24 protein-coding genes and 1 tRNA gene are annotated in these 24623 nt (G+C 43.8%); 7 read left to right on the top strand and 18 right to left on the bottom strand.

The window, feature by feature from the left end:
* Positions 1-157 precede the first annotated feature (157 nt).
* The 9 genes from ACLTL4_RS07585 to ACLTL4_RS07545 all read right to left on the bottom strand — a co-directional run bounded on the left by ACLTL4_RS07585 (position 158) and on the right by ACLTL4_RS07545 (position 9858).
* Positions 158-934, bottom strand: coding sequence for a TrmH family RNA methyltransferase (locus tag ACLTL4_RS07585; RefSeq protein WP_022118481.1), 777 nt, complete (start codon positions 932-934; stop codon positions 158-160).
* A 341-nt stretch (positions 935-1275) separates the two neighbouring features.
* Positions 1276-2250 carry a 6-phosphofructokinase gene (pfkA, locus tag ACLTL4_RS07580; protein ID WP_412320381.1) on the bottom strand — a complete coding sequence of 325 codons (975 nt, stop codon included), beginning with the start codon at positions 2248-2250 and terminating at the stop codon, positions 1276-1278.
* A gap of 68 nt (positions 2251-2318) precedes the next feature.
* Positions 2319-5846: a DNA polymerase III subunit alpha gene (locus ACLTL4_RS07575; protein ID WP_412320380.1), complete on the bottom strand. Its 3528-nt coding sequence runs from the start codon at positions 5844-5846 to the stop codon at positions 2319-2321.
* An 8-nt stretch (positions 5847-5854) separates the two neighbouring features.
* Entirely contained in the window at positions 5855-6775 is a 921-nt protein-coding gene (locus tag ACLTL4_RS07570) for a type II CAAX endopeptidase family protein (RefSeq protein WP_173866167.1), read from the bottom strand.
* A gap of 225 nt (positions 6776-7000) precedes the next feature.
* Entirely contained in the window at positions 7001-7240 is a 240-nt protein-coding gene (locus ACLTL4_RS07565) for a hypothetical protein (protein WP_022118133.1), read from the bottom strand.
* A 47-nt stretch (positions 7241-7287) separates the two neighbouring features.
* Positions 7288-7662 (bottom strand): RidA family protein, encoded by a 375-nt coding sequence (locus ACLTL4_RS07560; RefSeq protein ID WP_022118134.1) that lies wholly within the window; start codon positions 7660-7662, stop codon positions 7288-7290.
* 190 nt (positions 7663-7852) lie between these two features.
* Positions 7853-8686, bottom strand: a complete 834-nt coding sequence (locus ACLTL4_RS07555) for a S1 RNA-binding domain-containing protein (RefSeq protein ID WP_173866168.1) — start codon at positions 8684-8686, stop codon at positions 7853-7855.
* A gap of 186 nt (positions 8687-8872) precedes the next feature.
* Positions 8873-9577 carry an acyl-[acyl-carrier-protein] thioesterase gene (locus ACLTL4_RS07550; protein ID WP_173866169.1) on the bottom strand — a complete coding sequence of 235 codons (705 nt, stop codon included), beginning with the start codon at positions 9575-9577 and terminating at the stop codon, positions 8873-8875.
* Between the two features lie 209 nt (positions 9578-9786).
* Positions 9787-9858 (bottom strand) — tRNA-Gln (locus ACLTL4_RS07545).
* Between the two features lie 184 nt (positions 9859-10042).
* On the opposite strand from ACLTL4_RS07545, the gene ACLTL4_RS07540 reads away from it, so the two are divergent.
* Both ACLTL4_RS07540 and ACLTL4_RS07535 read left to right on the top strand, forming a co-directional pair.
* Positions 10043-11509 (top strand): nicotinate phosphoribosyltransferase, encoded by a 1467-nt coding sequence (locus tag ACLTL4_RS07540; protein ID WP_022117947.1) that lies wholly within the window; start codon positions 10043-10045, stop codon positions 11507-11509.
* Positions 11510-11569: 60 nt separating this feature from the next.
* Entirely contained in the window at positions 11570-12142 is a 573-nt protein-coding gene (locus ACLTL4_RS07535) for a M15 family metallopeptidase (RefSeq protein WP_022117948.1), read from the top strand.
* Here ACLTL4_RS07535 and ACLTL4_RS07530 read toward each other — a convergent pair.
* The 3 genes from ACLTL4_RS07530 to ACLTL4_RS07520 all read right to left on the bottom strand — a co-directional run bounded on the left by ACLTL4_RS07530 (position 12121) and on the right by ACLTL4_RS07520 (position 14553).
* Positions 12121-13425, bottom strand: coding sequence for an MATE family efflux transporter (locus ACLTL4_RS07530; RefSeq protein ID WP_248835975.1), 1305 nt, complete (start codon positions 13423-13425; stop codon positions 12121-12123). The two genes, ACLTL4_RS07535 and ACLTL4_RS07530, sit on opposite strands and share 22 nt — an antisense overlap.
* Before the next feature lie 174 nt (positions 13426-13599).
* Positions 13600-14148, bottom strand: coding sequence for a stage V sporulation protein T (gene spoVT / locus ACLTL4_RS07525; RefSeq protein ID WP_022118073.1), 549 nt, complete (start codon positions 14146-14148; stop codon positions 13600-13602).
* 114 nt (positions 14149-14262) lie between these two features.
* Positions 14263-14553 (bottom strand): hypothetical protein, encoded by a 291-nt coding sequence (locus ACLTL4_RS07520; RefSeq protein WP_022118072.1) that lies wholly within the window; start codon positions 14551-14553, stop codon positions 14263-14265.
* Between the two features lie 425 nt (positions 14554-14978).
* On the opposite strand from ACLTL4_RS07520, the gene ACLTL4_RS07515 reads away from it, so the two are divergent.
* Entirely contained in the window at positions 14979-16271 is a 1293-nt protein-coding gene (locus ACLTL4_RS07515; protein ID WP_022118071.1) for an MATE family efflux transporter, read from the top strand.
* Positions 16272-16343: 72 nt separating this feature from the next.
* Here the strand turns inward: ACLTL4_RS07515 and ACLTL4_RS07510 are convergent, their stop codons facing one another.
* The 5 genes from ACLTL4_RS07510 to thiS all read right to left on the bottom strand — a co-directional run bounded on the left by ACLTL4_RS07510 (position 16344) and on the right by thiS (position 19879).
* Positions 16344-16979, bottom strand: a complete 636-nt coding sequence (locus ACLTL4_RS07510) for a thiamine phosphate synthase (protein WP_412290926.1) — start codon at positions 16977-16979, stop codon at positions 16344-16346.
* Positions 16972-18186 carry a 2-iminoacetate synthase ThiH gene (gene thiH / locus ACLTL4_RS07505; protein ID WP_412290928.1) on the bottom strand — a complete coding sequence of 405 codons (1215 nt, stop codon included), beginning with the start codon at positions 18184-18186 and terminating at the stop codon, positions 16972-16974. The genes ACLTL4_RS07510 and thiH overlap by 8 nt, the downstream gene beginning before the upstream one ends.
* Positions 18187-18198: 12 nt before the next feature.
* The gene (locus tag ACLTL4_RS07500; RefSeq protein ID WP_147632901.1) at positions 18199-18975 is read right to left on the bottom strand and encodes a thiazole synthase; all 777 of its coding nucleotides are present in this window, start codon (positions 18973-18975) and stop codon (positions 18199-18201) included.
* Positions 18976-19037: 62 nt separating this feature from the next.
* Complete coding sequence (gene thiF / locus ACLTL4_RS07495) at positions 19038-19679, bottom strand: sulfur carrier protein ThiS adenylyltransferase ThiF (RefSeq protein ID WP_215659176.1); 642 nt, start codon at positions 19677-19679, stop codon at positions 19038-19040.
* Positions 19680-19681: 2 nt separating this feature from the next.
* Complete coding sequence (thiS, locus tag ACLTL4_RS07490) at positions 19682-19879, bottom strand: sulfur carrier protein ThiS (RefSeq protein ID WP_215659177.1); 198 nt, start codon at positions 19877-19879, stop codon at positions 19682-19684.
* Positions 19880-20346: 467 nt separating this feature from the next.
* Here thiS and ACLTL4_RS07485 point away from each other — a divergent pair, with 467 nt between their 5' ends.
* Together ACLTL4_RS07485 and ACLTL4_RS07480 are read left to right on the top strand one after the other, a co-directional pair.
* Positions 20347-20856 carry an HD domain-containing protein gene (locus ACLTL4_RS07485; protein WP_412290931.1) on the top strand — a complete coding sequence of 170 codons (510 nt, stop codon included), beginning with the start codon at positions 20347-20349 and terminating at the stop codon, positions 20854-20856.
* Positions 20857-20886: 30 nt separating this feature from the next.
* Positions 20887-21108, top strand: coding sequence for a hypothetical protein (locus ACLTL4_RS07480; RefSeq protein ID WP_173898366.1), 222 nt, complete (start codon positions 20887-20889; stop codon positions 21106-21108).
* Between the two features lie 159 nt (positions 21109-21267).
* Here the strand turns inward: ACLTL4_RS07480 and ACLTL4_RS07475 are convergent, their stop codons facing one another.
* Positions 21268-22530, bottom strand: a complete 1263-nt coding sequence (locus ACLTL4_RS07475) for a chloride channel protein (protein ID WP_412290974.1) — start codon at positions 22528-22530, stop codon at positions 21268-21270.
* Positions 22531-22852: 322 nt separating this feature from the next.
* On the opposite strand from ACLTL4_RS07475, the gene tnpA reads away from it, so the two are divergent.
* Positions 22853-23266, top strand: a complete 414-nt coding sequence (gene tnpA, locus ACLTL4_RS07470) for an IS200/IS605 family transposase (protein ID WP_412320180.1) — start codon at positions 22853-22855, stop codon at positions 23264-23266.
* 4 nt (positions 23267-23270) lie between these two features.
* The gene (gene tnpB, locus ACLTL4_RS07465) at positions 23271-24389 is read left to right on the top strand and encodes an IS200/IS605 family element RNA-guided endonuclease TnpB (RefSeq protein WP_173867089.1); all 1119 of its coding nucleotides are present in this window, start codon (positions 23271-23273) and stop codon (positions 24387-24389) included.
* Positions 24390-24623: the final 234 nt, after the last annotated feature.

Below are 24623 nucleotides of genomic sequence, written 5' to 3'. Positions count from 1 at the left end.
TGCGTTTCCGCCGCAACAGTTGGTATGATACCACTGTTGTGCGGATCTGTCAACAACTTTTTTAACTTTTTTTCTAACTTTTTCTAACAGCTCTAAGTATACTTAAAACAGACTTACATTTCACTCAAACGCACACGACTCTTGCGAAGCGTTTATCTTAGTTTCGCCTCTGCCTCTGGGCCTCATACATCAGGATCGCAGATGCAATCCCGGCATTTAAAGATTCTACTTTCCCGCACATTGGAATACGGATACGCCAGTCTGCACTTTCTGCAAGTTCTCTTGTAAGACCATTCCCCTCGTTTCCGATCAGAAAGGCTGTTGCTTCTTTATAATTCTGTGCATCGTGAACACTGCTGCCCTCCAGATAGGCCGCATAGGTTTGGATCTTGCACTTTTTCAGTTTCTGCATAACCGCTTGCATATTCTCAGCATAACAGAATGGCACGCGGTATATGGACCCCATGGTAGCACGTATGGTTTTGGGATTATAGATATCAACAGTTCCGTTGCTCATGATAACGCCTGTAATACCCGCACCTTCTCCTGTACGCACAATGGTTCCGAGATTGCCCGGATCCTGAATATTCTCCAGAACCATGATCAGCGGTGTACTGCCCTGAATGATATCGTCCAGATCATACTCAAAACGTTTCACGAGGCTTAACACGCCCTGTGGCGTCTTTGTATCAGAGGCCGCCTCAAAGACGCGGTCTGTGACGATTTCCAGGCTTTCCCCTTTCCAGATATCTTCTTTCTGATGTTTTTTGTAAAAACTTTCTGATACATAGGTCTTTATTACCTGGTCTGTCGGTGCTTCCCGGTACATTTTGATTCCTTCTATAATAAAGATTCCCTGTTCCTGACGCAGCCTGTTCTTCTTCTGAAGCTGGATCAGATTTTTGATCTGCGGATTTGCGGTGCTGGTTATCATATTTTTCTCCTCTGATTGAAAATAAAAGAGCCGGTAGTACCTTCACACTGGTAATATCCGGCTCTTACATACGTTTGACTTGAATATGGGTGTTGATTATTTATATCATGATGCCAGGGTCAAAAGGTCTAAATCCACATGAGCTTGCTCATAGGTGGATGAAAGACCTTGGGACCCGCCCCGATATGAGCATAAAAGTGGGATGATAATCCCACGATATGCGAATACCGGAGAGGATTGTGGGAGTGCAACGCACGGAACAATCCGTAGGCATCATAGTTGGGGACTTTTGACACCCACATCATATCATATATTAAAACGTCGCTCTTCTGACTATATAATTAGATAGAAAGGGCCTTGCTTACATCATACATATATTCTGAAATGCTCTTCTGCATTGCCAGAGCCTCATCAATATCAAAGTCTGTAAACTCTCCGTTTCTGTATCCTACTACACGGTTTGTCTTTCCTTCTGCCAGAAGGTCTACTGCATAAGATCCCATCATGGATGCATATACACGGTCTGTACATGTCGGGCTTCCTCCACGCTGCATATGGCCAAGGATGGTAGCTCTTGTCTCCATGCCGGTAGCTGCTTCGATACGGCGAGCCATGCTTGCAGAATGTCCGATACCTTCTGCATTGATGATGATATGATGTTTTTTGCCACGTTTTCTGTTTTCGATGATGTTGTTGATCAGCTTCTGCTCATCGTAATCATATTTCTCCGGAAGCAGGATATCTTCTGCACCGTTTGCAATACCGCAGTACAGAGCGATGTAGCCTGCACCACGTCCCATAACTTCGATGATACTGCATCTTTCATGAGATGTGGATGTATCACGTACTTTATCGATTGCTTCCATTGCTGTATTGACCGCTGTATCAAATCCGATCGTATACTCGGTGCATGCAATGTCCAGGTCGATCGTTCCCGGGATACCGATCGTGTTGATACCCAGAGCAGCCAGTTTCTGTGCACCTGCGAAGGATCCGTCACCACCGATGACTACCAGTCCGTCAATACCATGCTTTCTGCAGACTTCTGCACCTTTCGCCTGTCCTTCCGGTGTACGGAACTCTGCACATCTTGCTGTATACAGTACAGTACCGCCACGGGAAATGATATCAGATACGTCACGTGCTGTCATATCTTTAATCTCTTCATTCAGAAGACCATTATATCCCTTATAGATACCTTTTACTTTCAGTCCTCTGGAAAGTGCTTTTCTAACAACCGCACGAATTGCCGCATTCATACCAGGAGCATCGCCGCCGCTTGTAAGTACGCCTATTGTCTTTATTTCTTTTGCCATCTTGAAACCTCCTCAGATTCGCTGTTTAGACTCTTTGATTTTCCTAACCAAATACTTCGCTCTCAATTTTAATTCATTTTACTGTTATTTTCAATACACTTTTCAACAACTTTTACATTGTTCTGCCCATATCTTTCAACAATTTTCTGCAAAAGTGTCTCATCTGCACACACAGACCATGCTTTGCCCAGTCTTTTCATAGATTTCGGGGAACGAATGTAGACTACAACCTGATCTGATCCATCCGACGAACGTAAAATTTCGTATAAGATTTTTTCTTCCGCTGCAAAACTCTCCCGATCCGGGAACTGAATCCAGATTTCTTTCGGCAGGTCTTCAAATTTCCAGATCTTATCGCAGATCAGTTTGCTTGCCTTTTCTTCTTCTGCAGATACGTGTCCCCGGATAAAAAGTTTGCCATCCTGTGTAATGCTGTTTCGGTAAATTTCATACTGCCTTGGGAAAACCACAACTTCCACTGTGCCAAGAAGATCCTCGATAGTCAAAAAGACCATGGTCTTATTGTTTTTTGTATGCTTGATCGTAATGCCTTCGACCATGCCTCCGATGATCTCCTCTGCTCCGTCAAACAGGCGGGAGCCGTGCAGTTCTTCCTGATAGGCAAAATCCATGGTAGTTGCCGAAATATTTTTCTGCCACATCTTTTCATATTTTTCCAGAGGATGCCCGCTGATATACACGCCAAGCACTTCTTTTTCAAAGGCAAGGAGCTGCTCTTTATCATATTCTTCTACATCCGGCATGCGGATTTCAAAATCTTTTTTATCTTCCTCCGCCACAAAGTCAAACAGAGACATCTGACCTGCCATTGCATTTTTCTTCTCCTGATTTACACTGTCTACAACCTGCACATAGATCATCATCAGCTGTTTTCGGTTATCACAAAGACCATCCAGTGCTCCTGCTTTGATGAAATTCTCTATGGTGCGTTTATTTAATTCTTTTCCGGACAGACGTTCCACAAAATTGCGGAAATTTCGATAGATTCCATTCTGGTTTCGTTCCCGCACGATTGCATCGATCACCGGTTTTCCGATACTTTTGATCGCAGAAAGGCCATATCGGATGCTTTTATTATATTTAAATGCTTCTTCTCCTGTTTTTTCCGTGCTTTCGTTTTCTTCTACGGAAAAAGCACTCTCGCCCTTGTTGATATCCGGCGGAAGCAGACGGATCCCCATCTGGCGGCAGTTCAGAATATATTCTGCCACTTTCGGTGGATTATCAATGACAGAGGTCATCAAAGCTGCCATAAATTCTACCGGATAGTAATATTTCAGCCATGCTGTCTGATATGCAACTACCGCATAACATGCCGCATGTGATTTATTGAATGCATATTTTGCAAAATCGGTCATCTCATCATAGATATGATTTGCAATTTCTTCTGAAATTCCGTTTTTGATGCAGCCCGGCACGCCTTCTTCTTCATTTCCATAGACAAAATTCTGACGTTCTTTTTCCATGACGGCTGCTTTTTTCTTGGACATCGCACGACGCAGAAGGTCGCTTCGTCCAAGCGTATAGCCGCCGAGGGCACGCACGATCTGCATAACCTGTTCCTGGTATACGATACAGCCGTAAGTCGGCTCCAGGATCGGCTCCAGTTCCGGGCATTCGTACGTGATCGTATCCGGGTTATTTTTACCTTTGATATAACGCGGAATAAAATCCATAGGACCCGGACGGTACAGGGAAATTCCGGCGATGATATCCTCCAGGCTCTGCGGTTTCAGCTCTTTCATGAAGTTTTTCATTCCGCCGCTTTCAAGCTGGAAAATGCCTTCTGTCTTACCAGTTCCGATGGAATCCAGGACGGCTTTGTCATTAAAATCAATATGATCGATATCAATGATTTTTCCGGTCGATTTTTCTGCAAGACGGACTGCATTCTGGATAACGGTAAGGGTACGCAATCCCAGGAAGTCCATTTTCAGCAGCCCCAATTCTTCCAGTGTCGTCATCGTAAACTGCGTCGTGATCGCACCGTCGCTGCCTCTGGAGAGCGGCACAAACTCATCGACCGCTTTCTGACAGATCACAACCCCGGCTGCATGCATGGATGTATGACGCGGCAGACCTTCCAGTCTTCTCGACATATCGATCAGCTCATGCACCTGCGGATCTTCGTCATAGATTTTTTTGAATTCCGGATTTCTCTGAAATGCTTTATCTATGGTAATGCCGATCTCAGTCGGGATCATTTTTGCGATTGAATCGACCATTGCATACGGAAGATCCATTACACGGCCGACATCACGGATCACGCCTCTTGCCGCCATCGTACCAAAGGTCACAATCTGTGCAACCTGATCTTTGCCGTATTTTTCCACAACGTAATCAATGACTTCCTGTCTTCTTTCGAAGCAGAAATCCACGTCAATATCGGGCATGGAGACACGTTCCGGGTTCAGAAAACGTTCAAACAGTAAGTTATATTTCAGAGGATCAAGCTGTGTAATGCCAAGTGTATAGGAGACAAGGCTTCCTGCAGCCGAGCCTCGTCCCGGTCCTACCATAATATCGTGGTCGCGGGCAAATTTGATATAATCCCATACGATCAGGAAATAATCGACATATCCCATTTTCTGAATGATGCCAAGCTCATAGTCCAGACGTTCTTTTAATCCTTTCGTCTCTTCGCCATAACAGCGAACCAGTCCGTCGTGGCAGAGTTTCTGTAAATATTCCCATGATGTATAGCCATCCGGCACATCATATTTCGGAAGTTTTGTCACACCAAACTCAATCTCCACATGACAACGGTCTGCGATTTTCTGTGTGTTTTCCAGTGCTTCTAGTGCATACGGAAACAGGTTTTTCATTTCTTCTTCGGATTTTACAAAATACTGTCCGCCTTCATAACGCATACGGTCAGTATCCGACAGTTTCTTTCCGGTCTGTAAACACAGCAGAATATCATGAGAATCCGCATCGGATGCATACGTGTAATGCACATCATTTGTCGCCACCAGATCTATGCCTGTCTCTTTGCTCATCCGAAGGAGCTGTGTATTGACTGCTTTCTGTTCCGGGATGCCATGATCCTGAAGCTCCAGGAAAAAGTTGCCCCTTCCGAAAATTCCTTCGTAGCGTCTGGCGGCACGCACTGCTTCTTCGTACATACCACGCACCAGATATTTTTGGACTTCTCCTGCCAGACACGCAGACAGGGCAATGATACCTTCATGATATTTTTCCAGGACTTCCATATCCACACGCGGTTTATAATAGAAACCTTCTGTAAAACCTTTTGATACAATCTTGGTCAGATTACTGTAACCTGTGTTATTTTCTGCTAATAATACCAGATGATAGTAGCGGTCATCACCGCTTCCGGCTTCTCGGTCAAATCTGGATCCGGGTGCTACATACACCTCACATCCAAGAATCGGATTGATCCCGGCTGCTTTTGCTTCACGGTAAAAATCGATCACACCGTACATAACACCGTGGTCTGTGATGGCCGCACTGTTCATGCCCAGTTCTTTTACCCGTGCAACGTATTCTTTGATTTTATTTGATCCATCCAGCAAACTATATTCTGTATGAACATGTAAATGTGTAAAACTCAAACTGCACCTCACCCTCTCAATATCATGTAGATCACTACTATAACTGTTGCCACCGCAAATGCCGGTGTAAACATGGTTTTCGGTTCACCCGGACGTTTTTCTCTTCGTTTAAAACACCATTTCAGATGCTCATAACGTCCACAGTGTTTCGCAATCCAGATCAGCACTCCGATCGCTGCAAAAATACAGATCGCCGCGATCACGGAATAAACATTGATCACACCGATCATGTCCTGTGTTGTCAATGCTCCGGAACTTGTAGAAGAACTGCCGGCAGAAATTCCATAAAGCAGTTTGGAAACTGCCATCAATGCCGTACTCCATCCATTGATCACAAAATGTGCTGTCATCGTAGCAAAAATACTTCCTGTCGCCTCCAGCAGAATGCCAAATGCAATGCCCAGTACAAAAGCATAGCAGAACTGATTAAAGTTCATGTGCATCAGACCAAACGCCAGTGCAGATCCAAGAATCGCACACCACACACCTCTCTGACGATATCCATTATAATAGAGACCACGGAACGTAAATTCTTCGCAGATCGGCGGAATGACTGCCATCACAATCATATTGACCCAGAATGCATTCTGCGTCAGTTCCGACTGTGAACTTTCAAATGCATTTCTTACGAAAAGCATAGAAAGCAGATTCAGCCAGGATGTAACAGGGATCATCAGCACTGCATATAAAATGACCATTGCGATCACCGATAACTTCAGTGGTTTAAATGGCATCCACTTTCTCGGATCTACCTTGTTTATGATCATAAATCCAATAACCGGCATCAAATACAGAAGCTGGCTCAAAAGCATCAGCTGCGTCGCATCCATCGAACGAACAAACGGGATAAATCCCAGAAAAATCCCGGAAAGCAGTATCCAGATAACGGTCACCAGAAACAGCCTGTTTATCTTCGGTGTCTTGTTCATTTGTTTTTCCTCCACGTTTTTTATTTTTAATAATGTCAGTGAAATGTCCTGTCTTGCCGGCAAGAACGACAATTTGACATTTTGATCCTGGCATCATAATTTTATTCTACCATAAAATCCATTTCTTTTTGCATTTTCAAAGTTTAATTTTTAAAAACAAAGATAAAAAAACAGCCGGGCATTGCCCGACTGCCTTGATTTTGATTTTTACTTATTGTTATACAATCAGTTATTGCGGCTGATCATGTAATCCATCAGTTTATCAATATCTTCTTTTTCGTATGCAACGATCTCCAGTTCCGGAATTTCGCCGTTTGAGAAGATATTTGCCAGAGATACATACTGTGACAGCTTAGATTTCAGATTCAGTCTGTCACCTTCGCCTGTTACAAGCTCTACTTTTCCTTTGCAGCTGTCTACTACCTCAAAAAATTTATCAATATCTTTAATTCCCATTACTTTCATAATTCATTCTCCTTTCAGATAAAAATGTTGAAAAGTGATTATTCTATTTATTTGATTGCGATTGCCTCGATCTCGATCAGGACATCTTTTGGCAGTCTCGCAACTTCAACACAGGAACGTGCCGGGTAGGTACCGGTGAAATATTTTGCATAAACTTCATTGATGGTACCAAAGTCTTCCATATTTTTAATAAATACGGTTGTCTTTACCACGTTTTCTGTGGAAGTACCGGCTTCTTTTAACAGTGCTGCCAGATTGCCGATCGCCTGATCTGCCTGTGCGGCTGCACCTTCCGGAATCTCGCCTGTTGACGGAACTACCGGGATCACTCCGGATGTATATACCATACCGTTTACTTCGATCGCCTGTGAATATGGTCCAATTGCTGCAGGAGCTTTGTCTGTACTGATTGCTTTCTTCATGCTCATGCCCTCCTAACAAATGTATGCTCTTTGCTGATAAAGATGTTTCTATCTTTTTTCATTTCCTATTATAAATTCAGTTTTCAAACGACGCAAGCAAATTTTTCGTGAAAAAATCGCAGGAAAATATAGCATAATGTTTAATGCCTATCTTCAAATTGTTTGATTCTCAAAAAATTATTGTGCGTTTTTACCGTTTTATGATGCGATTCTCTGTAATTTCGATACGTCCCTGTTTCAACAGTCTTCCAACGGCACGTTTGAATGCATTCTTACTGAGTCCGAATTCTCTTTTGATGATCTCCGGTGAAACTTTATCGTTAAACGGAAGTACGCCTTCAAATTCTTCAATCACCTTCATCACGGCTTCTGCATCTTTTTCCATCTGCTGCGGAATCTTTTCTTTATCCGAAAGATCCAGTTTGCCATCTTCCTGTACTCTCGTCACACGAAGATTTAAAATATCGCCCACGCGGTATTTGCCCTGTGCTTCTTTTGCAGGGATCAGACCGGAATAACAGTCATCCACTGCCACAAAAACACCAAAATTCTCGCTGATCTCATAAATACGGCCGGTCACTTTATCGTCTCTCTGATATGGAGAATCTTTTTTCAGATATTCATACACTTTCATCGTAGCACAGAGACGACTGCTCTTATCAATGTAAAGTGCCGCCAGACACTCTTCCCCCGGCTGCACACGCTTTGTCTGCTCTTTATATGGAAGAAACAGATCCTTTTCCAGTCCCCAGTCCAGAAATGCACCGATTTTTCCTGTATCAGCGACGCGAAGCACGGCTGTTTCTCCCAGGCGGACTTTCGGCGTACGTGTCGTTGCAATCAGCCGATCCTGTGAATCTTTATATAAAAATACTTCTAATATATCTCCTGCCTTGATGCCTTCCGGAACTTCTTTCTTTGGAAGCAGTACTTTTTCAGTCGCATTTTCCTCTTCTCCGAGATAAATTCCAAATCCTACTTCTTTTACTACATAAAGTTCCTGGCTTTCTCCTAAATGAAACATATTCTTTCTCCTCGTTTTTTGTATTCCTGTTTATTTGTTCTGAAATTCGTAACTGTTCAGCACCTTCACAATTACGAGTCAAAATGCATTTAAAATCACCTTCGTTAATGGCATTTTGACCTGCATGTCTCGGGATTTTGGCATATTCATGCCAAAACACCTCGCGGGATACTACCTACTGAATAGTTACTGAAATTCTACCACTGCATACGGTTTCTGTGCCTCATCACACAGCAACACCGTACATTTTTTCTCTTCTATATGAATATAAGGCACAACCATATCACCGAGAAGTGCTGCCTTTTTATACTCTGCACGCATCTGGGAAATCCGGAAATCATCCGGCAGAAGCTCCATCGCCATCTGCACATATTGTCCATTATTGACATGATGATTTGTATCAATGTGATGTTTCACGATCAGAAAGTACTCTTTCTTTTCCATTTCTTCCGGAAGGGCGATCTTTCGCGGTGCATAATCCATATCCAGCTTCTCGTGCAGCACATACGCTTCCTGCTCCTCTTTCGGAACTCTGGTCGGATGTCCGGTCTTTAAATCCACGTAAGTCCACAATGTATTCGCCCAGGCAAGCTTTTCACCTTTTTCATCCCGGATGCAGAAATTTCTTTCGCCGAGAAATCCCTTAAAAGAATATGGCCAGGTCTGAACGGTGATCTCCTGTCCAAACACCGGCAGCTCCCCAAGCACGATCTGCCAGGACGACAGAACCCATGCACACTGCTTTTCCTTCAGATAATCAATCCCGAAGCCTATCTTTTCCGAATGAAAACTGCTGCAGTCCTGAAAATAATTTAATATAGAAAGAAGTGTGATCCTGCGATTCTCATCCACTTCGCTGTAACGAACTCTGCTGTCAAACTGATAAATCATACGTTCCTCCCGAATCTTGTGGCATCTTCAAAACCAAACATCCTGTTTTTTGAACGCAGAGAAGCATTTCCCCGCTTCAAGTGTGCAGAGCACTAAGCGGTAGGTGAGGGGGATGCTATCAAACGGATGTCCTGATTTTCATTTGCCTGGTAACTCATTTTATTTTCTGTATATGCAGAAAAGGTTGTCTTAGCAGACAACCTTCTTAACTGGGCTACAAGGATTCGAACCTTGAAATGACGGAGTCAGAGTCCGTTGCCTTACCATTTGGCGATAGCCCATCATTATTTTACTCTGTTGCGTTTTTGTTGCTCACAACAATGAGAATTATATAGTAACGTTCATAAAATGTCAAGCACTTTTTTTAACTTTTTTAAATCTTTTTTTATTTTCCCTTTTCTTCCAGCCCGTGATGTGTTATAACAGGAAGAAAAGAACCCCAATGTATGCAGAATGGAGGAAACTATGAGTACTATGAATCTTACCCTGCTGACCGATTTCTATGAATTAACGATGATGCAGGGCTATTTTAAAACACAGAATACCGAGAAAGTAGTTTTTGATGCTTTTTACCGCAAAAATCCATGCGACGGTGGCTATGCGATCGCTGCCGGACTGGATCAGGTAATTGATTATATTAAAAATCTTCGTTTCAGCAAGGAGGATATCGCTTATCTGAGAAGCCTGAACACGTTTGATGAAGATTTTCTGAACTATCTGGCTGATTTCCGTTTCAGCGGTGATATTTATGCGATTCCGGAAGGCACCGTTGTTTTCCCACGTGAGCCGCTAGTCAAGGTGGTTGCCCCGATCATGGAGGCACAGCTGGTAGAGACTGCCATTCTGACGATCATCAATCACCAGAGTCTGATTGCTACAAAAGCTTCCCGTGTTGTCTGTGCTGCAAAAGGTGATGGCATCATGGAGTTTGGCCTGCGTCGTGCACAGGGTCCGGATGCCGGTGTTTATGGTGCAAGAGCTGCCATGATCGGCGGATGCATCGGCACTTCCAATGTACTTGCCGGACAGCTTTTTGATGTTCCGGTAAAGGGTACGCATGCACACAGCTGGATCATGAGTTTCCCGGATGAATACACTGCATTTAAAACATATGCAAATATGTATCCGGATGCCTGCTGTCTGCTGGTTGATACTTACGATACGTTAAAATCCGGCGTGCCAAATGCAATCCGTGTTTTTGAAGAAATGCGAAATGCCGGTATTCCGCTGAAAAATTACGGAATCCGTCTCGACAGCGGTGACCTCGCTTATATGTCCAAACAGGCAAGAAAACTGCTGGATGCCGCCGGCTTCGATGATGCTTATATTTCTGCTTCCAGTGATCTGGATGAGTATCTGATCGAGAGTTTAAAAGCTCAGGGATGTAAAATCACTTCCTGGGGTGTCGGAACCAACATGATCACTTCCAGGGATTGCCCTGCTTTCGGCGGTGTATACAAACTTGCTGCCGTAGAAGACAAAGAAACCGGAGAATTTATTCCGAAGATCAAGCTTTCTGAGAACACTGAAAAGATCACCAATCCTGGAAACAAAACGATCTACCGTATTTACAGCAAAACGACCGGAAAGATCCGTGCCGATCTGATCTGTCTTGCCGACGAAACGTTTGACGAGAGTAAAGATATGATCATTTTCGACCCGCAGGAAACCTGGAAAAAGACAAAAGTACGTGCAAATACCTATACACTTCGTGAGCTGCTTGTTCCGGTGTTTAAAAACGGCGAATGTGTTTATGATTCTCCAAGCGTGATGAAAATCCGTGATTACAGCAAAAAAGAGCTCGATACTATCTGGGATGAAACAAAACGTTTCGCAAATCCGCAGCATGTCTATGTAGACCTTTCAGACAAGCTCTACAAGATCAAATCGGATCTGCTCGAAAAAATGAGCCTGGAAGCTCTGGAATACTAAGATGGCATAAAAGAGAAATCCCCTTCATAGACTGTTCTCAGTACAGGAAGGGGATTTTTTATGTTTTCTTATGAAATGCTTGTCAACTGTGAAAACAGACTGCCTGAAGATTTTGTGCCGCCATCACTGGCTGCACCGGATATTGCATTTGCCGCAGATCCTTCGGACGAGAAGCGTTTTCTGGAAGTCCGGGCTGCCAGACACGCAAAACGGCTTTTTGACGCCGCCAAAGCAGAGGGGATTTTTCTCTATGGCATCTCCGGATACCGCAGCTACGAACGTCAGGAAATACTCTATCAGAAGGCCTGCTGCAAATCTTCTGCCGCTTCATCTCTATGCGAAACTGCCATGCCTGGATGCAGCGAACATCAGACCGGACTGGCCCTTGATGTATCCTGCCCGGCCGTCTCTTTGAATCTTTCGCAGGCTTTTTCAGAAACAGCAGAAGGGCGATGGCTTGCCCGCCATGCCCCTCTTTATGGTTTTATCATACGTTATCCCAAAGGCAAAGAACATCTGACAAAGATCCCGGCGGAACCATGGCACATCCGGTATGTCACCAGAAGCCTTGCTCTGTGCCTGACACTCACCGGGCAGGTTCTGGAAGAATACTACGCCTGCTGTGAACGGTAAAATTTAAATCCGACCAGTGTTGTGAGCACTTCCGTCACTGGAAAGGTCAGCCAGAAATACTGCAGTCCAAACCTGGAAAACAGATATCCAAGCGGAACAAACAAAACCATTGTCCTCACAACGGTAAGAATCGAACTTTTCACGGCACTGCCGATCGCCTGAAAATACACCGGAAAAATCAGTGAAGTGACCATCGGGATAAATGCAACTCCAATATAATGAAATCCGTTCGTTCCGATTGCAATCACCTGTGCATCTTTCGAAAAGGTTGAAAGCATTTGAACCGGCAGAAATTCAAAACACAGCGTTCCAAGAAACATCAGAGCCATTCCCGCGATCAGGGATTCTTTCAGCACGGCTTTGCATCTCTCCTGATCTTTTGCCGCATAATTGAAGCTGATGACCGGTACGATGCAGGTCTGCAATGCTCCGAGTGGAATAAAGAAAAAACTCTGCCATTTGTAATACAGCCCAAGTGCCGTCACCGCCTGATCCGAAAATCCTGCGAGGATCATATTCAGCCCGAAAATATAAAACGTGTACGCAGACTGCATGAGAATGTTCGGTATCCCAAGCTGATAAATCCTTTTGATGTGCGGCAGATAACAGGATTTTTCCGGTGATCTCACAAAAGCTTTTCTCATGACCACAAGAGCCGCTACGATCTGCCCGATCACCGTGGCGATCGCTGCACCGGCGATTCCGAATTTATGTATGCCAAACATCCCGAAAATCAGGATCGGATCAAGAATAATATTCGTGATTGCTCCGGCGATCTGTGCCACCATCGGCGTTTTCATATCTCCGCGTGCCTGCAGGATTTTGCTCCAGACTCCTTCTGTAAACAGTCCGATACTGACCACGCAGACGATTCTTCCATATACGACAACATCTCGTATGATTTCTTCTGAATTTGTCGAAATCCTCGCATAAAACGGCATGATCAGATAACAGACTGCTGCAAAAACAATCCATAGAAAAACTGCCAGCGGCGTGCCTATGCCTGCCACTTCTTCTGCTTTTTTCTCCTGGCGGATTCCGAAATAATATGCCATGTCGGTGTTGATCCCGACGCCCGTCCCCACCGCAAGGGCGATCATTAACAGCTGAAGCGGATAAATAATGGACAGTGCCGTCAGACCTGTCTCCGAATATTTACCTACAAACAGACTGTCCACTATGTTATAAAGTGCCTGAATCAGCTGTGCCAGCATGACAGGCGGTGCGATTTTTAATAAAATGCGGCTGATTTTTTCTTTTCCGTAAAATTCGGATGTGTCCATGCTCCACTATCTCTCTTCCATATTTCTTACATAAACTGTGCTTCATGCCGCACCTTTTTTTCAATATCTGAGAAGCTCTCTTCGTTATATCACACTTACCATACCCTGTAAATAGTTAAACACAGCCAAAAAGACGCATGAAAAAAATTTCGTTTTTTTCACACGCCTTTGCCTTTACTGTTCCATTTGTCTTCCCATAAATCCTGCTGCACATTTCGCAAGTGCGTTTTCGGTTTCGCCCATTTTGACGCTCCGGTCTTTTCCGGAGAGGATTACCGAGCCGATCGCATCACCTCCGCAGAGGATTGGTGTGATCACCTGCGGTACATCCGGTTTGCTTTCCCCATTGGTGAGTTCTACATGACGCTCCGGCGTTTTCCCGGCGAGAATGGATTCTCTTTCGTTAATCATATTTTCAAGCACATCGCTGATCGTTTTGCCGATATATTCTTTTTTCATGCCGCCTGCTGCCGCTACGATCTGATCGCGGTCCGTGATGCATACGCCGTGTCCGCTCGTCTGTGCAAGTGATTCTGCAAATTCTGCGGCAAATTTTCCAAGTTCTCCGACCTGAGAATATTTTTTTAAAATTACTTCTCCTTCGCGGTCTGTGAAAATCTCCAGTGGATCTCCTTCTTTGATTCTCAATGTTCTGCGGATTTCTTTTGGAATGACAATTCTTCCCAGATCATCAATACGCCGAACAATTCCTGTAGCTTTCATTTATCTGTTTCCTCCTGTATTCCTCATGCTTTTCCATATTTTGCACTGTATGGATAGTATGTGAAAACATGAGGGAATTATGCGTGAAAATTAACTCTTGCTTTTATATCTTTTTCAGCCCTGCTGACCGTTTGCCTGGCGGATCATATCTTCTACGACAATGTCAAAGATTTCTCCCACGGAGTTGCAGTACTCTAAAATTTTCCATGGCTCATTTGTATGGAAATGGATTTTTACCAGATCTTCATCTCCGGCTGCGATCAGGCTGTTTCCTTCGAAATGTTCGGTGATGTAATCTGAAATTTCATCCTCATCCAGATCTTCGTCTCTTCTTTCGATCAGCAGCTGTGTGTCATAGCGGTATGCAAACTGATCATCTTCTGCATCAATTGAATGAATTGCCATTTTCTTATCCTCCTGTATGTTGAAATTGAAACAGTAAATGATTCGTAACTGTTCTTATATCCGGCAACAAATACTTTGATTTGTGCCGGGAAATTGCTGTAGTTCTATTTTATCGAATATTGTCTTTTTTATAAAGGGTTATTTTCTAATTTTCGAAAATCATTTGTATCTGCCTTGTTGCTTCATAATCGTTCATTTCCAACATTTGCATGTCTGCTAATATGACTTTTCAATCCTCTGGCTTTACTTTGCCAAAAGCCTTACACAATAGATTGACTTTACGGAACTGAACCGTTAGAATATTCTAAAAAAGAAAGGCAATAGCATGATGTTTCTTCACAACAGAAGATATATTCCTATTTTAGATCCTTAGTGCAGTATAGAAATCAATCATATACAAAACTATGAAAAAGGAATCTAAAATTATGTTCAGAAAATTTTTTAAATATGTGACTCAGAGTATGGCCGGAATGATCGGTATATCGATCTATATTCTGGCAGATACTTTTTTTATTTCGCTGCATTCCGGTGCGAATGGTCTGACGGTTCTGAATCTGATCCTGCCGGTTTACGGCGTGCTGTATGCAATCGGGGCAATGATCGGAATCGGTTCTGCGACAAGATACTGCATCATAAAATCAAAAGGTAAAAATGCGGACTGCTATTTCGGACAGTCTCTGATGTGGAGTATTCTGTTCAGCATTCCGTTTGTACTGTGTGGAATTTTATTTCCGGCAAATATCCTGAAAATACTCGGTGCAGATGCAAGTCTTGTGAAACTTGGAACGGTTTATCTTCGAATCGTTCTGCTCGGGTCGCCGTTTTTTATGTCAAACCATACGTTCACGGCATTTACCAGAAACGATGACGCACCGTCAAGGGCCATGCTGGCATCGATTATCGGAAGCCTGTTTAACATTGTGTTCGACTATATTTTCATGTTTCCGATGAATATGGGGCTGGCAGGTGCCGCTCTTGCCACTGCCCTCTCTCCGGTAGTTACCATGAGTGTATGCAGCACACACCTTTTCGGTAAAAAAAGCCAGGTAGCAATGCATCTTTCTGTGCCGTCTTTCCGGCATCTGCTCTCCTGCTGCCAGCTTGGTATTTCTGCGTTTGTCGGAGAAATTTCTTCAGCCGTGATCACAACTGTTTTCAATATGCTGCTGTTAAACCTTGCCGGAAATATCGGCGTGGCAGCCTACGGTGTGGTAGCTAATTATTCAATTGTTGCGGTATCTGTTTTTAATGGGCTCGCCCAAGGAACACAACCGCTTTTCAGTGAAAGTTACGGTGCCGGAAACAGCAAAGATGTCCATAAAATCCTACGCTACGGCATCCTGACCTGCCTGATTGTAGAGGCACTGGTCGTGATCTGTGCATGGGGCATGACCGATTCGCTGATCGCCATTTTTAACAGTGAACAGAATCTTCAGCTTATCACGTATGCTCAGAGTGGAATGAGACTGTATTTTCTCGGATTTCTGCTCGCCGGGATCAACATTTTGCTGGTGTCTTATTTTTCAGCGGTTGATGACAGCCTGCCGGCAATCGTCGGATCTGTTATGCGAGGAGCCGTTGCGATCACCATCTGTGCGATCCTTCTTTCCAGGTGGTTCGGCATCGACGGCGTGTGGATATCTTTTCTTGCATCTGAAATACTGACGTTTGTGACAATCCTGGTCTTATATAAGTTTCTGCCGTACACAAAAAAATGACACCTTGCACCTTCCGGTCAACGATGAAGAATACAGCAAATGCTTCAACCTGCAATGAAAAATTGCAGATTATTATGCTTTCATCATCCCTGACATAATGCAGCCTCCGGCTGCACCACACTCTTTCAGGCTCATCCACTGAGTCTCATCAAATTTAATCCCACCGATGGCATACACCGGAAGATCGACTGCAGCACAGACCTGACGTAAAAAATCAAGTCCCCGTGGCTGCAGTCCTTTTTTGCAGTCCGTCGCATAAATATGTCCTGCCGTCACGTAGGACGCACCAAGTTCCTGTGCTTCCTGTGCCTGCTCCGTAGAATGGACGGATGTGCCGATTTTTTGGATAATCTCTCTCTGGCTCTCCGGTATACTCAAATTCTGAGACTCCCGGTATTTTTGATTTTTCTGATTTTGTTTTTCCAGAACAAACTGACGCAGAATCGGAAGCGGCAGATGTACGGTATCACATTTCAGTTTTTCTGCGACTCTCCAGAATGTATGCAAAATACATGGAACCTGGTATTCTGCACAGATTGCCATCACTTCCTTCGCCAGTTCTTCATATTCTTTTTCTGAGAGATCTTTTTCCCGCAGGATCAACGCATCCGGATGCATTTCACAGACTCTGCGGATCTGTTCCAGAAAAGGACGCTCTGTCAGGCTGCGGTTTGTAACTGCCACAACCTGACCATATTCCCTATACATAGATATAATCCGACATCACCGGCTGAAGATCATGTGCTAATAATGCATCGTAAACTTCTTCGACCGATCTGCCGTCGGAAATTTCGAACTGATCGTCCCCTTTGTCCTCGATATCTTCCACGTGGCTGCCGATTCCGGTACTGACGCCCGCTGAAATCTTGGTTGCTGCGATTCCGACCAGATTGTCACGGACTCTCGCACATTCTCTTGTCGATACGGTGATGCTCGCAAACGGCATAAACAGACGATAGGCACAGACTACCTGCAGAAGCTGTCTTTCATGGACATCCATCGGATTGATGCGGTCGTTGTTGATGATCGGGCGAAGCCGCGGACAGGAAAATGCAATTTCTGCATGCGGATATTTTCTCTGTAAAAGCCATGCATGATAACCGGTCGCAAATGCATCTTTGCGGAAATCATCCAGACCTAACAGTGCTCCGAATCCAACGCCTCGCATGCCGCCCATCAATGCACGCTCCTGAGCATTGACACGGTACGGATAAATGCGTTTGTGTCCTGCCAGATGCAGCGTCTCGTATTTATCGGAATTGTACGTTTCCTGAAATACTGTTACATAATCTGCTCCACATTCGTGAAGATAAGCATATTCATCAGAATTGACCGGATAAATCTCAAGACCGATCACCTTGAAATATTTCTGTGCGATCTTGCAGGCTTCTCCGATATATTCCACGGTAGATTTGCTGCGGCTCTCGCCGGTCAGGATCAGAATTTCCTGCAGACCGGTCTTTGCGATCGCTGCCATTTCTTTTTCGATTTCTTCTGCATTTAACTGTGCACGGTTGATCTTATTGTGGCAGTTGAATCCACAATAAATACAATAATTCTCACAGTAGTTTGCAATGTAGATCGGAGTGAACATATAGACGCTGTTTCCGAAATGCTTTCTCGTCTCCACCTGGGCTGCCTGGGCAATCTCCTCAAGAAGCGGCAAAGCTGCCGGTGATAAAAGTGCCTGGAAATCCTCCGGCGTGCGTTCACTGTGTGCCAGTGCTCTTCTTACATCTGCTTCGTTATATTTATCATAATCATAAGCTTCCATTTCGCTGACTACTTTATCCAGGACTTCAGAACCGATATCTTCCATGCCTTTCAGGTATTTCATATGGTCGATGCGGTTTTTTTTCTGGTCTTCCAGAATTTCAGCACTTAAAATACTTTCATTTACATGCGTGTTTTCCATGGTGGCTGCCTCCTAATCCTGCAGAAATCCGGTCAGCGGAGAAGATGCACTTGCACCACGTTCGATCGTTCTGCCAAGCCCGGAAAGGTATGCACTTCTTCCGGCTTCGATTGCCTTTTTAAATGCTTCTGCCATCGCCGGAACATCGCCTGCGGTTGCGATCGCCGTGTTTGCCATTACCGCAGCTGCTCCCATCTCCATCGCTTCACATGCCTGGGACGGTCTTCCGATACCGGCATCTACAATGATCGGGAGCTCCATCTCGTCAATCAGAATCTGGATAAATTCTTTTGTGCAAAGTCCTTTATTGGAACCGATCGGTGCACCAAGCGGCATAATGCAGGCTGCACCGGCATCTGCAAGTGCTCTTGCTGCGTTCAGATCCGGATACATGTACGGCATGACAACAAATCCTTCTTTTGCCAGAATCTCGGTCGCTTTGATCGTCTCATAATTGTCCGGAAGCAGATATTTTGAATCATGTACCACTTCAACTTTCACGAAATCGCCGCATCCGAGTTCTCTTGACAGTCTTGCGATGCGGACCGCTTCCTTTGCATTTCTTGCCCCGGAAGTATTCGGAAGCAGTGTGACATCATCCGGAATATAATCCAGAATATTGGCCAGACCGCCTTCGTTTGCACGGCGCAGAGCCAGTGTGATGATCTGGGCATCTGCTTTTTCAATACAGGCTTTTACAAGATCCAGTGAAAATTTTCCGGATCCTAAAATAAAACGGGAAGTAAACTCGTGTCCTCCCAGAATAAATTTATCGTCTTTTGTGTTCATGATTTTTCCTTTCTTTACATAACATTAACGCCCTCGTATGGCATCTTTTTCTTTTAACATTGTCAGATTTCTTCTTCGCCTAATATCAGACGTGTTATCATATTTGCTTCGTGTGCCGCACAGATTGCCACACGCGGTGCCATCAGACCATTTCCGTACTCCGGCTCTGTCACACCGTCTCCGCACAGATAAAAGTTTTTCATCAGACGTTTCGTACGGATCGTGTTGCTGCTGCCATAACCTGCCATTCCGGTTGCCGATACCAGCTTTTTTTCCGGGAAATGTTCCAGCACACCATTGACCAGCATCGCTTTTGCTTCCGGCCGATCGAACGCTTCGCAGATGATCGGATCGTCCCCCAGCAAATCCACAATATTTTCTTCTGTCACTTTTACACAGTCCGTCTGGATATCCAGATACGGATTAATCTTCAGAAGCAGTGATTTCAGGGCATCCGTTTTGTACATTCCCAGATGCTCCATAAAATATTGCTGACGGTTCAGGTTTGTGATATCCACGACATCAAAATCAATCAGATGCAGATGTCCGACACCGATTCTTGCAAGTGCATATGCTACATTGGAACCAAGCCCGCCAAGTCCGGCAATCGCCACACGCCCCTCTGACAGCAATGCCTGTTTTTCCGGAGAATGGCGTTCGTTGAGTGCCGCCATGATTTCTTCTTTTTTCAGTTTCTCGTTCATTTTCAGCCCCCTCCAACAAAGGTAACGATCTCCATGCTATCGCCGTCTTTTAATCTCATTTCCGAATAAAGATATTTCGGAAGAATCTCTTCGTTTAATTCCACAACGATGCGGTTTGTCTGGTAGTTGTTCTGCTCCAGATATTCTGCGACTGTGAGGTCTGTGGAAAGAGTTGTCTGTGTTCCGTTTATTGTGATCATAGGATGCCTCCTTTCAAGAATTTTCTAAAACATTTTCAGATATCTTCGAATATTTTTGAACATTTTTGAAATGTGCAAATGAACGAATTCCCCGAAGGGCACGTAAAAGTGCCTTCTTGGGAATTGTTCATTTTGCACATTGCCAAAGCTTTCTAAATTGCCAGAATACCAGCATTTACCTGTAAATCAAAAAAGAGTCCACAAAGAAATACACCCGCGGTGGTGTACCCCTTCATGAACTCCTGTTCACTCTCATTTATGCTATATTCTGTTTTCAGACAGGTATAACTATAGCAGACAGCGGATAAAATGTCAAATTATATCGTATGATTAAAATTTCATTTTAGGTTTGGGTTTTGTTTCAGAATTGTTAATTTGCGGATCTGTTGTTTTTGTGATATAACAATTTTATGATGCCAGGGGCAAAAAGGTTGACTAAAACATCTTTTCATACGGAGGTGAGCACTGTGACGGTATTGGAAACCGCAAAGAAGATGATCGACTATTCTCACGGAAATCTTCATGACATCAATCATTTCATGAAAGTTTACGCTTATGCAAAAATGATTGCAGAAGGGGAACAGCTCGATCCGGACACTCAGAAACTGGTTGAAATGACAGCTCTGGTTCACGATATTGCCTGCCCGCTCTGCCGGGTAAAATACGGAAATACGAACGGAAAAAATCAGGAAAAAGAAAGTGCTGCTTTGATTGCAGAATTTTTTAAAGATTCGGATCTTCCGCAGGATTTTACCGATCGGATCTCTTTTCTCGTAAGTCATCATCATACGATCGATCAGATTGATGGCATCGACTATCAGATCATCATTGAGGCGGACTATCTGGTCAATGCGGATGAAAGCCATTTTTCCGGGCATAATATCAAAAATATGTATGATAAAGTGTTCAAAACAGAAACCGGAAAATTTTTACTTTGTTCTATGTATCAGAACTGTCTGGAAAACGAGACATTATAATTTTCAGAATACAGAAATGGGGGATTTAACATGAAAGAATATGAAATTATCATCGAAACGATCAACCCTTGTGGCGGAACCAAACATGCTCAAAACGAAATTATCGAAGCAGAGGCAGAAAGCCCAGAAGCTTACGTCAAAGAGCATGGGATTTTCCCGGTCATGGATGTATCTAAAAATACTTCCGGGGATATTATTATAACAACCGGCGATTCCAAGGGATATATTGTTCGCTATACTTTTACAGAATAATCTTATTTTGCAACTGTTCAGAGCCAGGCAAAATTTCAATAAACAGGTATAAAATACTCGCATTTTGGATGTTGGCTCTGAACAGTTACCTTATTTTTATAAAAAGCTGGTACTTTGCAATAATAATGTTTCGTTAAAGTGCCAGCTTTTTTATATCTCTTACATCTTCGTATGATGGTTCACATATTTTGCTTTATATTTTGAATACACGATCGTCTGATCTTTATACAGTCCATAGTATCCGGATGCTGCATAGCTGATCGATACTGCAATCAGATAGTATGAAACCCCTTCAAATCCAAACAGCTCGAATGCAATCAGAATGGAGGTCAGCGGGCAGTTTGTCACGCCACAGAACAGTGCTACCATTCCGCTTGCCGCACAGATGGATGGGGAAAGTCCCAGGATATGTCCAAGGACACAGCCAAAAGTGGCTCCGATACAGAACGACGGTACGATCTCTCCGCCACGGAATCCGGCACGCATGGTCAGTACGGTAAGTACCAGTTTCCAGAAGAAATCCAGGGTTCTGACATTTCCGTGTTCAATCGCCTGTGCGATCAGTCCGGTACCGGCTCCCATGTAGTCGGTGGTTCCGAGAAGCTTTGTGATCACGATAATTGCAACGCTGGCAACGACAACGCGGACATAGACGTTTTTCAGATATTTCGCATAAAAAGCGGAAATCCCGTTCAGTGCCATGCAGAACAAAATACTGAGTCCGGCACAGCAAAGTGCCACGATACCCATTTTGATTCCGCTTTCGATCGTAAGTGCCGGAATACTCGTCACATGAAAGGCCTCCGGGTTGATGCCCATGGATGCTGCAAATCCAGACGCGATCAGAGATGCAATAATACAAGGAACCAGTGCGGTATAATACATAACACCAACACTGACTACCTCCATCGCAAAGACGGCTGCTGCCATCGGTGTTCCAAACAATGCTGCAAAAGCGGCACTCATACCGCACATTACCATAACGTGACGGTCTTCTTCATCCAGTGGCAGCATACGTCCAAGCTGATTTCCGATACTGCCGCCAAGCTGGATCACTGCACCTTCTCGTCCGGCTGATCCGCCGGTCAGATGTGTAAGGGCAGTTGATATAAAAATAAGCGGTGCCGATTTGAGCGGTACATCATCTTTGGAACGGATCGTCATAAACACCTGATTCGGACCTCCGTCATCTTTTCCGAATTTCTGATACAAAAATACGATGATCAGACCGGACACCGGAAGCAGATAAAAGATCCATAAGTGCTCTTCTCGGACATTGGTCACGGTTTTCAGAACATAGGAAAACAAACTGCTCGCAGCACCGACAATACAGCCGGTCACAACTGCAAGGATCAGCCATTTTCCAAGGCTTGACATATCACGCCAGATCCGGTTTCCGTAATACTTTGTTTTTTCCTGCATGGTATTTTGCAGGAGATTTTCCTGTTTTTCTTCCACCTTTTTTCTCTCCTTTGAAATTTTTCATGTCTTTTGCATGAATCATTTTCATTCTATACCTTAAGTAAATTCCTGTCAATTTGCGGAACAATCAAGTGCTGGGCAATATTGCAAGTGAGTGTGTTATTCGTATTTGGTATGTCGATGTCATTCTCTTTATCCTCTTTCAGCAAGAAGACTCCAACCTCTAAGGTGGGAGATGAATTGCTGCCATTATCCTCTTGATATTGTGTTCTAATCATAGTATAATATATTCAGTCGAATCATAAAGAAATGGTGAAATACAATGAATTTAGATAATAATGCACATTCAGTATTCCTGCTGCACTATCATCTTGTGCTTGTGGTCAAGTACCGCAGACAGGTTTTTGATGATACTATGTCTGGCAGGGCAAAAGAGATCTTTGAGTATATTGCTCCAAATTACAATATCACTCTTGAAGAATGGAATCACGACAAAGACCATGTACATATACTTTTCAGGGCACACCCAAATACGGAAATAAGCAAGTTCATAAATGCATATAAAAGTGCAAGCAGCAGACTTCTTAAGAAGGAATTTCCACAGATACGGCAAAAGTTGTGGAAAGAACGTTTCTGGAGTCAGAGTTTTTGTCTGCTTACAACCGGTGGTGCACCCATTGAAGTGCTCAAAAAATACATAGAAAGCCAGGGAGAAAAGGAACGAAAAAGGAAGTGACCGCGTGGCAAACAGAGCCTATAAATTCAGAATATATCCCAATGATGCACAGAAGATTTTGTTTGCCAGGACATTCGGCTGTGTGAGAATGGTGTACAACCACTGGCTTGATAGAAAGATCAAGCAGTATGAAGAAAACAAAGCCAATGTAACCTACACTGTCTGTGCAAAAGAAATGGCTGAGATGAAGAAAACGGAAGCATATGCATTTTTACGGGAAGTAGACAGTATCGCATTGCAACAATCGCTCCGACATCTTGATACGGCGTTCCAGAATTTTTTCAAACAGCCAAAAACAGGTTTCCCAAGGTTCAAATCCAAAAAGCGTAATAAAAGCAGCTATTCAACGATCTGCATCAATGGAAACATAACCATATCGAATGGATATTTGAAATTGCCTAAGATCGGACAAGTCAGATTAAAACAGCACAGGGCTGTTCTGAATGGATACAGACTGAAATCTGTGACAGTAAGCCAGACACCAGGCGGAAAATACTATGCAAGTATTCTTTTTCAGTACGAAGATCAGGTACAGGAAAAGGAGATGCAGCGTTTTTTAGGTCTGGATTTTTCCATGCACGAATTATATCGTGACAGTAATGGGAATGAGCCTGCATATCCGAGGTATTATAGGAAAGCGGAGAAAAAATTAGCGAGAGAACAACGCAGGCTTTCCAAAATGCAAAAAGGTTCGAACAACCGCAGCAAGCAGAGGATCAAGGTAGCAAAACTCCACGAAAAGGTTTCCAACCAACGAAAAGACTTTTTACATAAGCAATCAAGACAGATAACCAATGCCTATGATTGTATATGTATAGAAGATCTGGATATGAAAGCAATGTCACGGTCACTGAATTTTGGAAAATCTGTTTCGGATAACGGATGGGGGATGTTCACAACATTCTTAAAATACAAACTAGAGGAACAGGGGAAAAAGTTAGTGAAGGTGGATAAATTTTTCGCAAGCAGTCAGATCTGTTCCGCCTGTGGTTACAAGAACACAAAAACGAAAAATCTTGCCCTCAGAAAGTGGGATTGTCCGCAGTGCGGGATTCATCACGACAGAGATGTAAATGCGGCTATCAATATCAGAAATGAGGGAATGCGGTTAGTAATTGCATGACAGAAACTCAATAGAATAGAAACCGTGGGACACACGGGGTTAGCTCGCTTATGCTTAGCACGTTGGTACTATCGAACGAGAACCAAACCCGCCGAGGTTAGGGAAGCCCCCACCTCTATAGGTGGGGGAGGATGTCACAATGGTAAGTTCAAAGGAAAAGCAGTATAATAATTTAAATAAAAAATCAGAAGATAGAGAGGACATCTGACATGCCGGAATTACCAGAAGTAGAAA

This window comes from Hominisplanchenecus sp. (genome assembly GCF_046967715.1).
Taxonomy (GTDB): Bacteria; Bacillota; Clostridia; order Lachnospirales; family Lachnospiraceae; genus Hominisplanchenecus; species Hominisplanchenecus faecis.
This window is presented reverse-complemented; position numbering and strand designations above follow the sequence as displayed.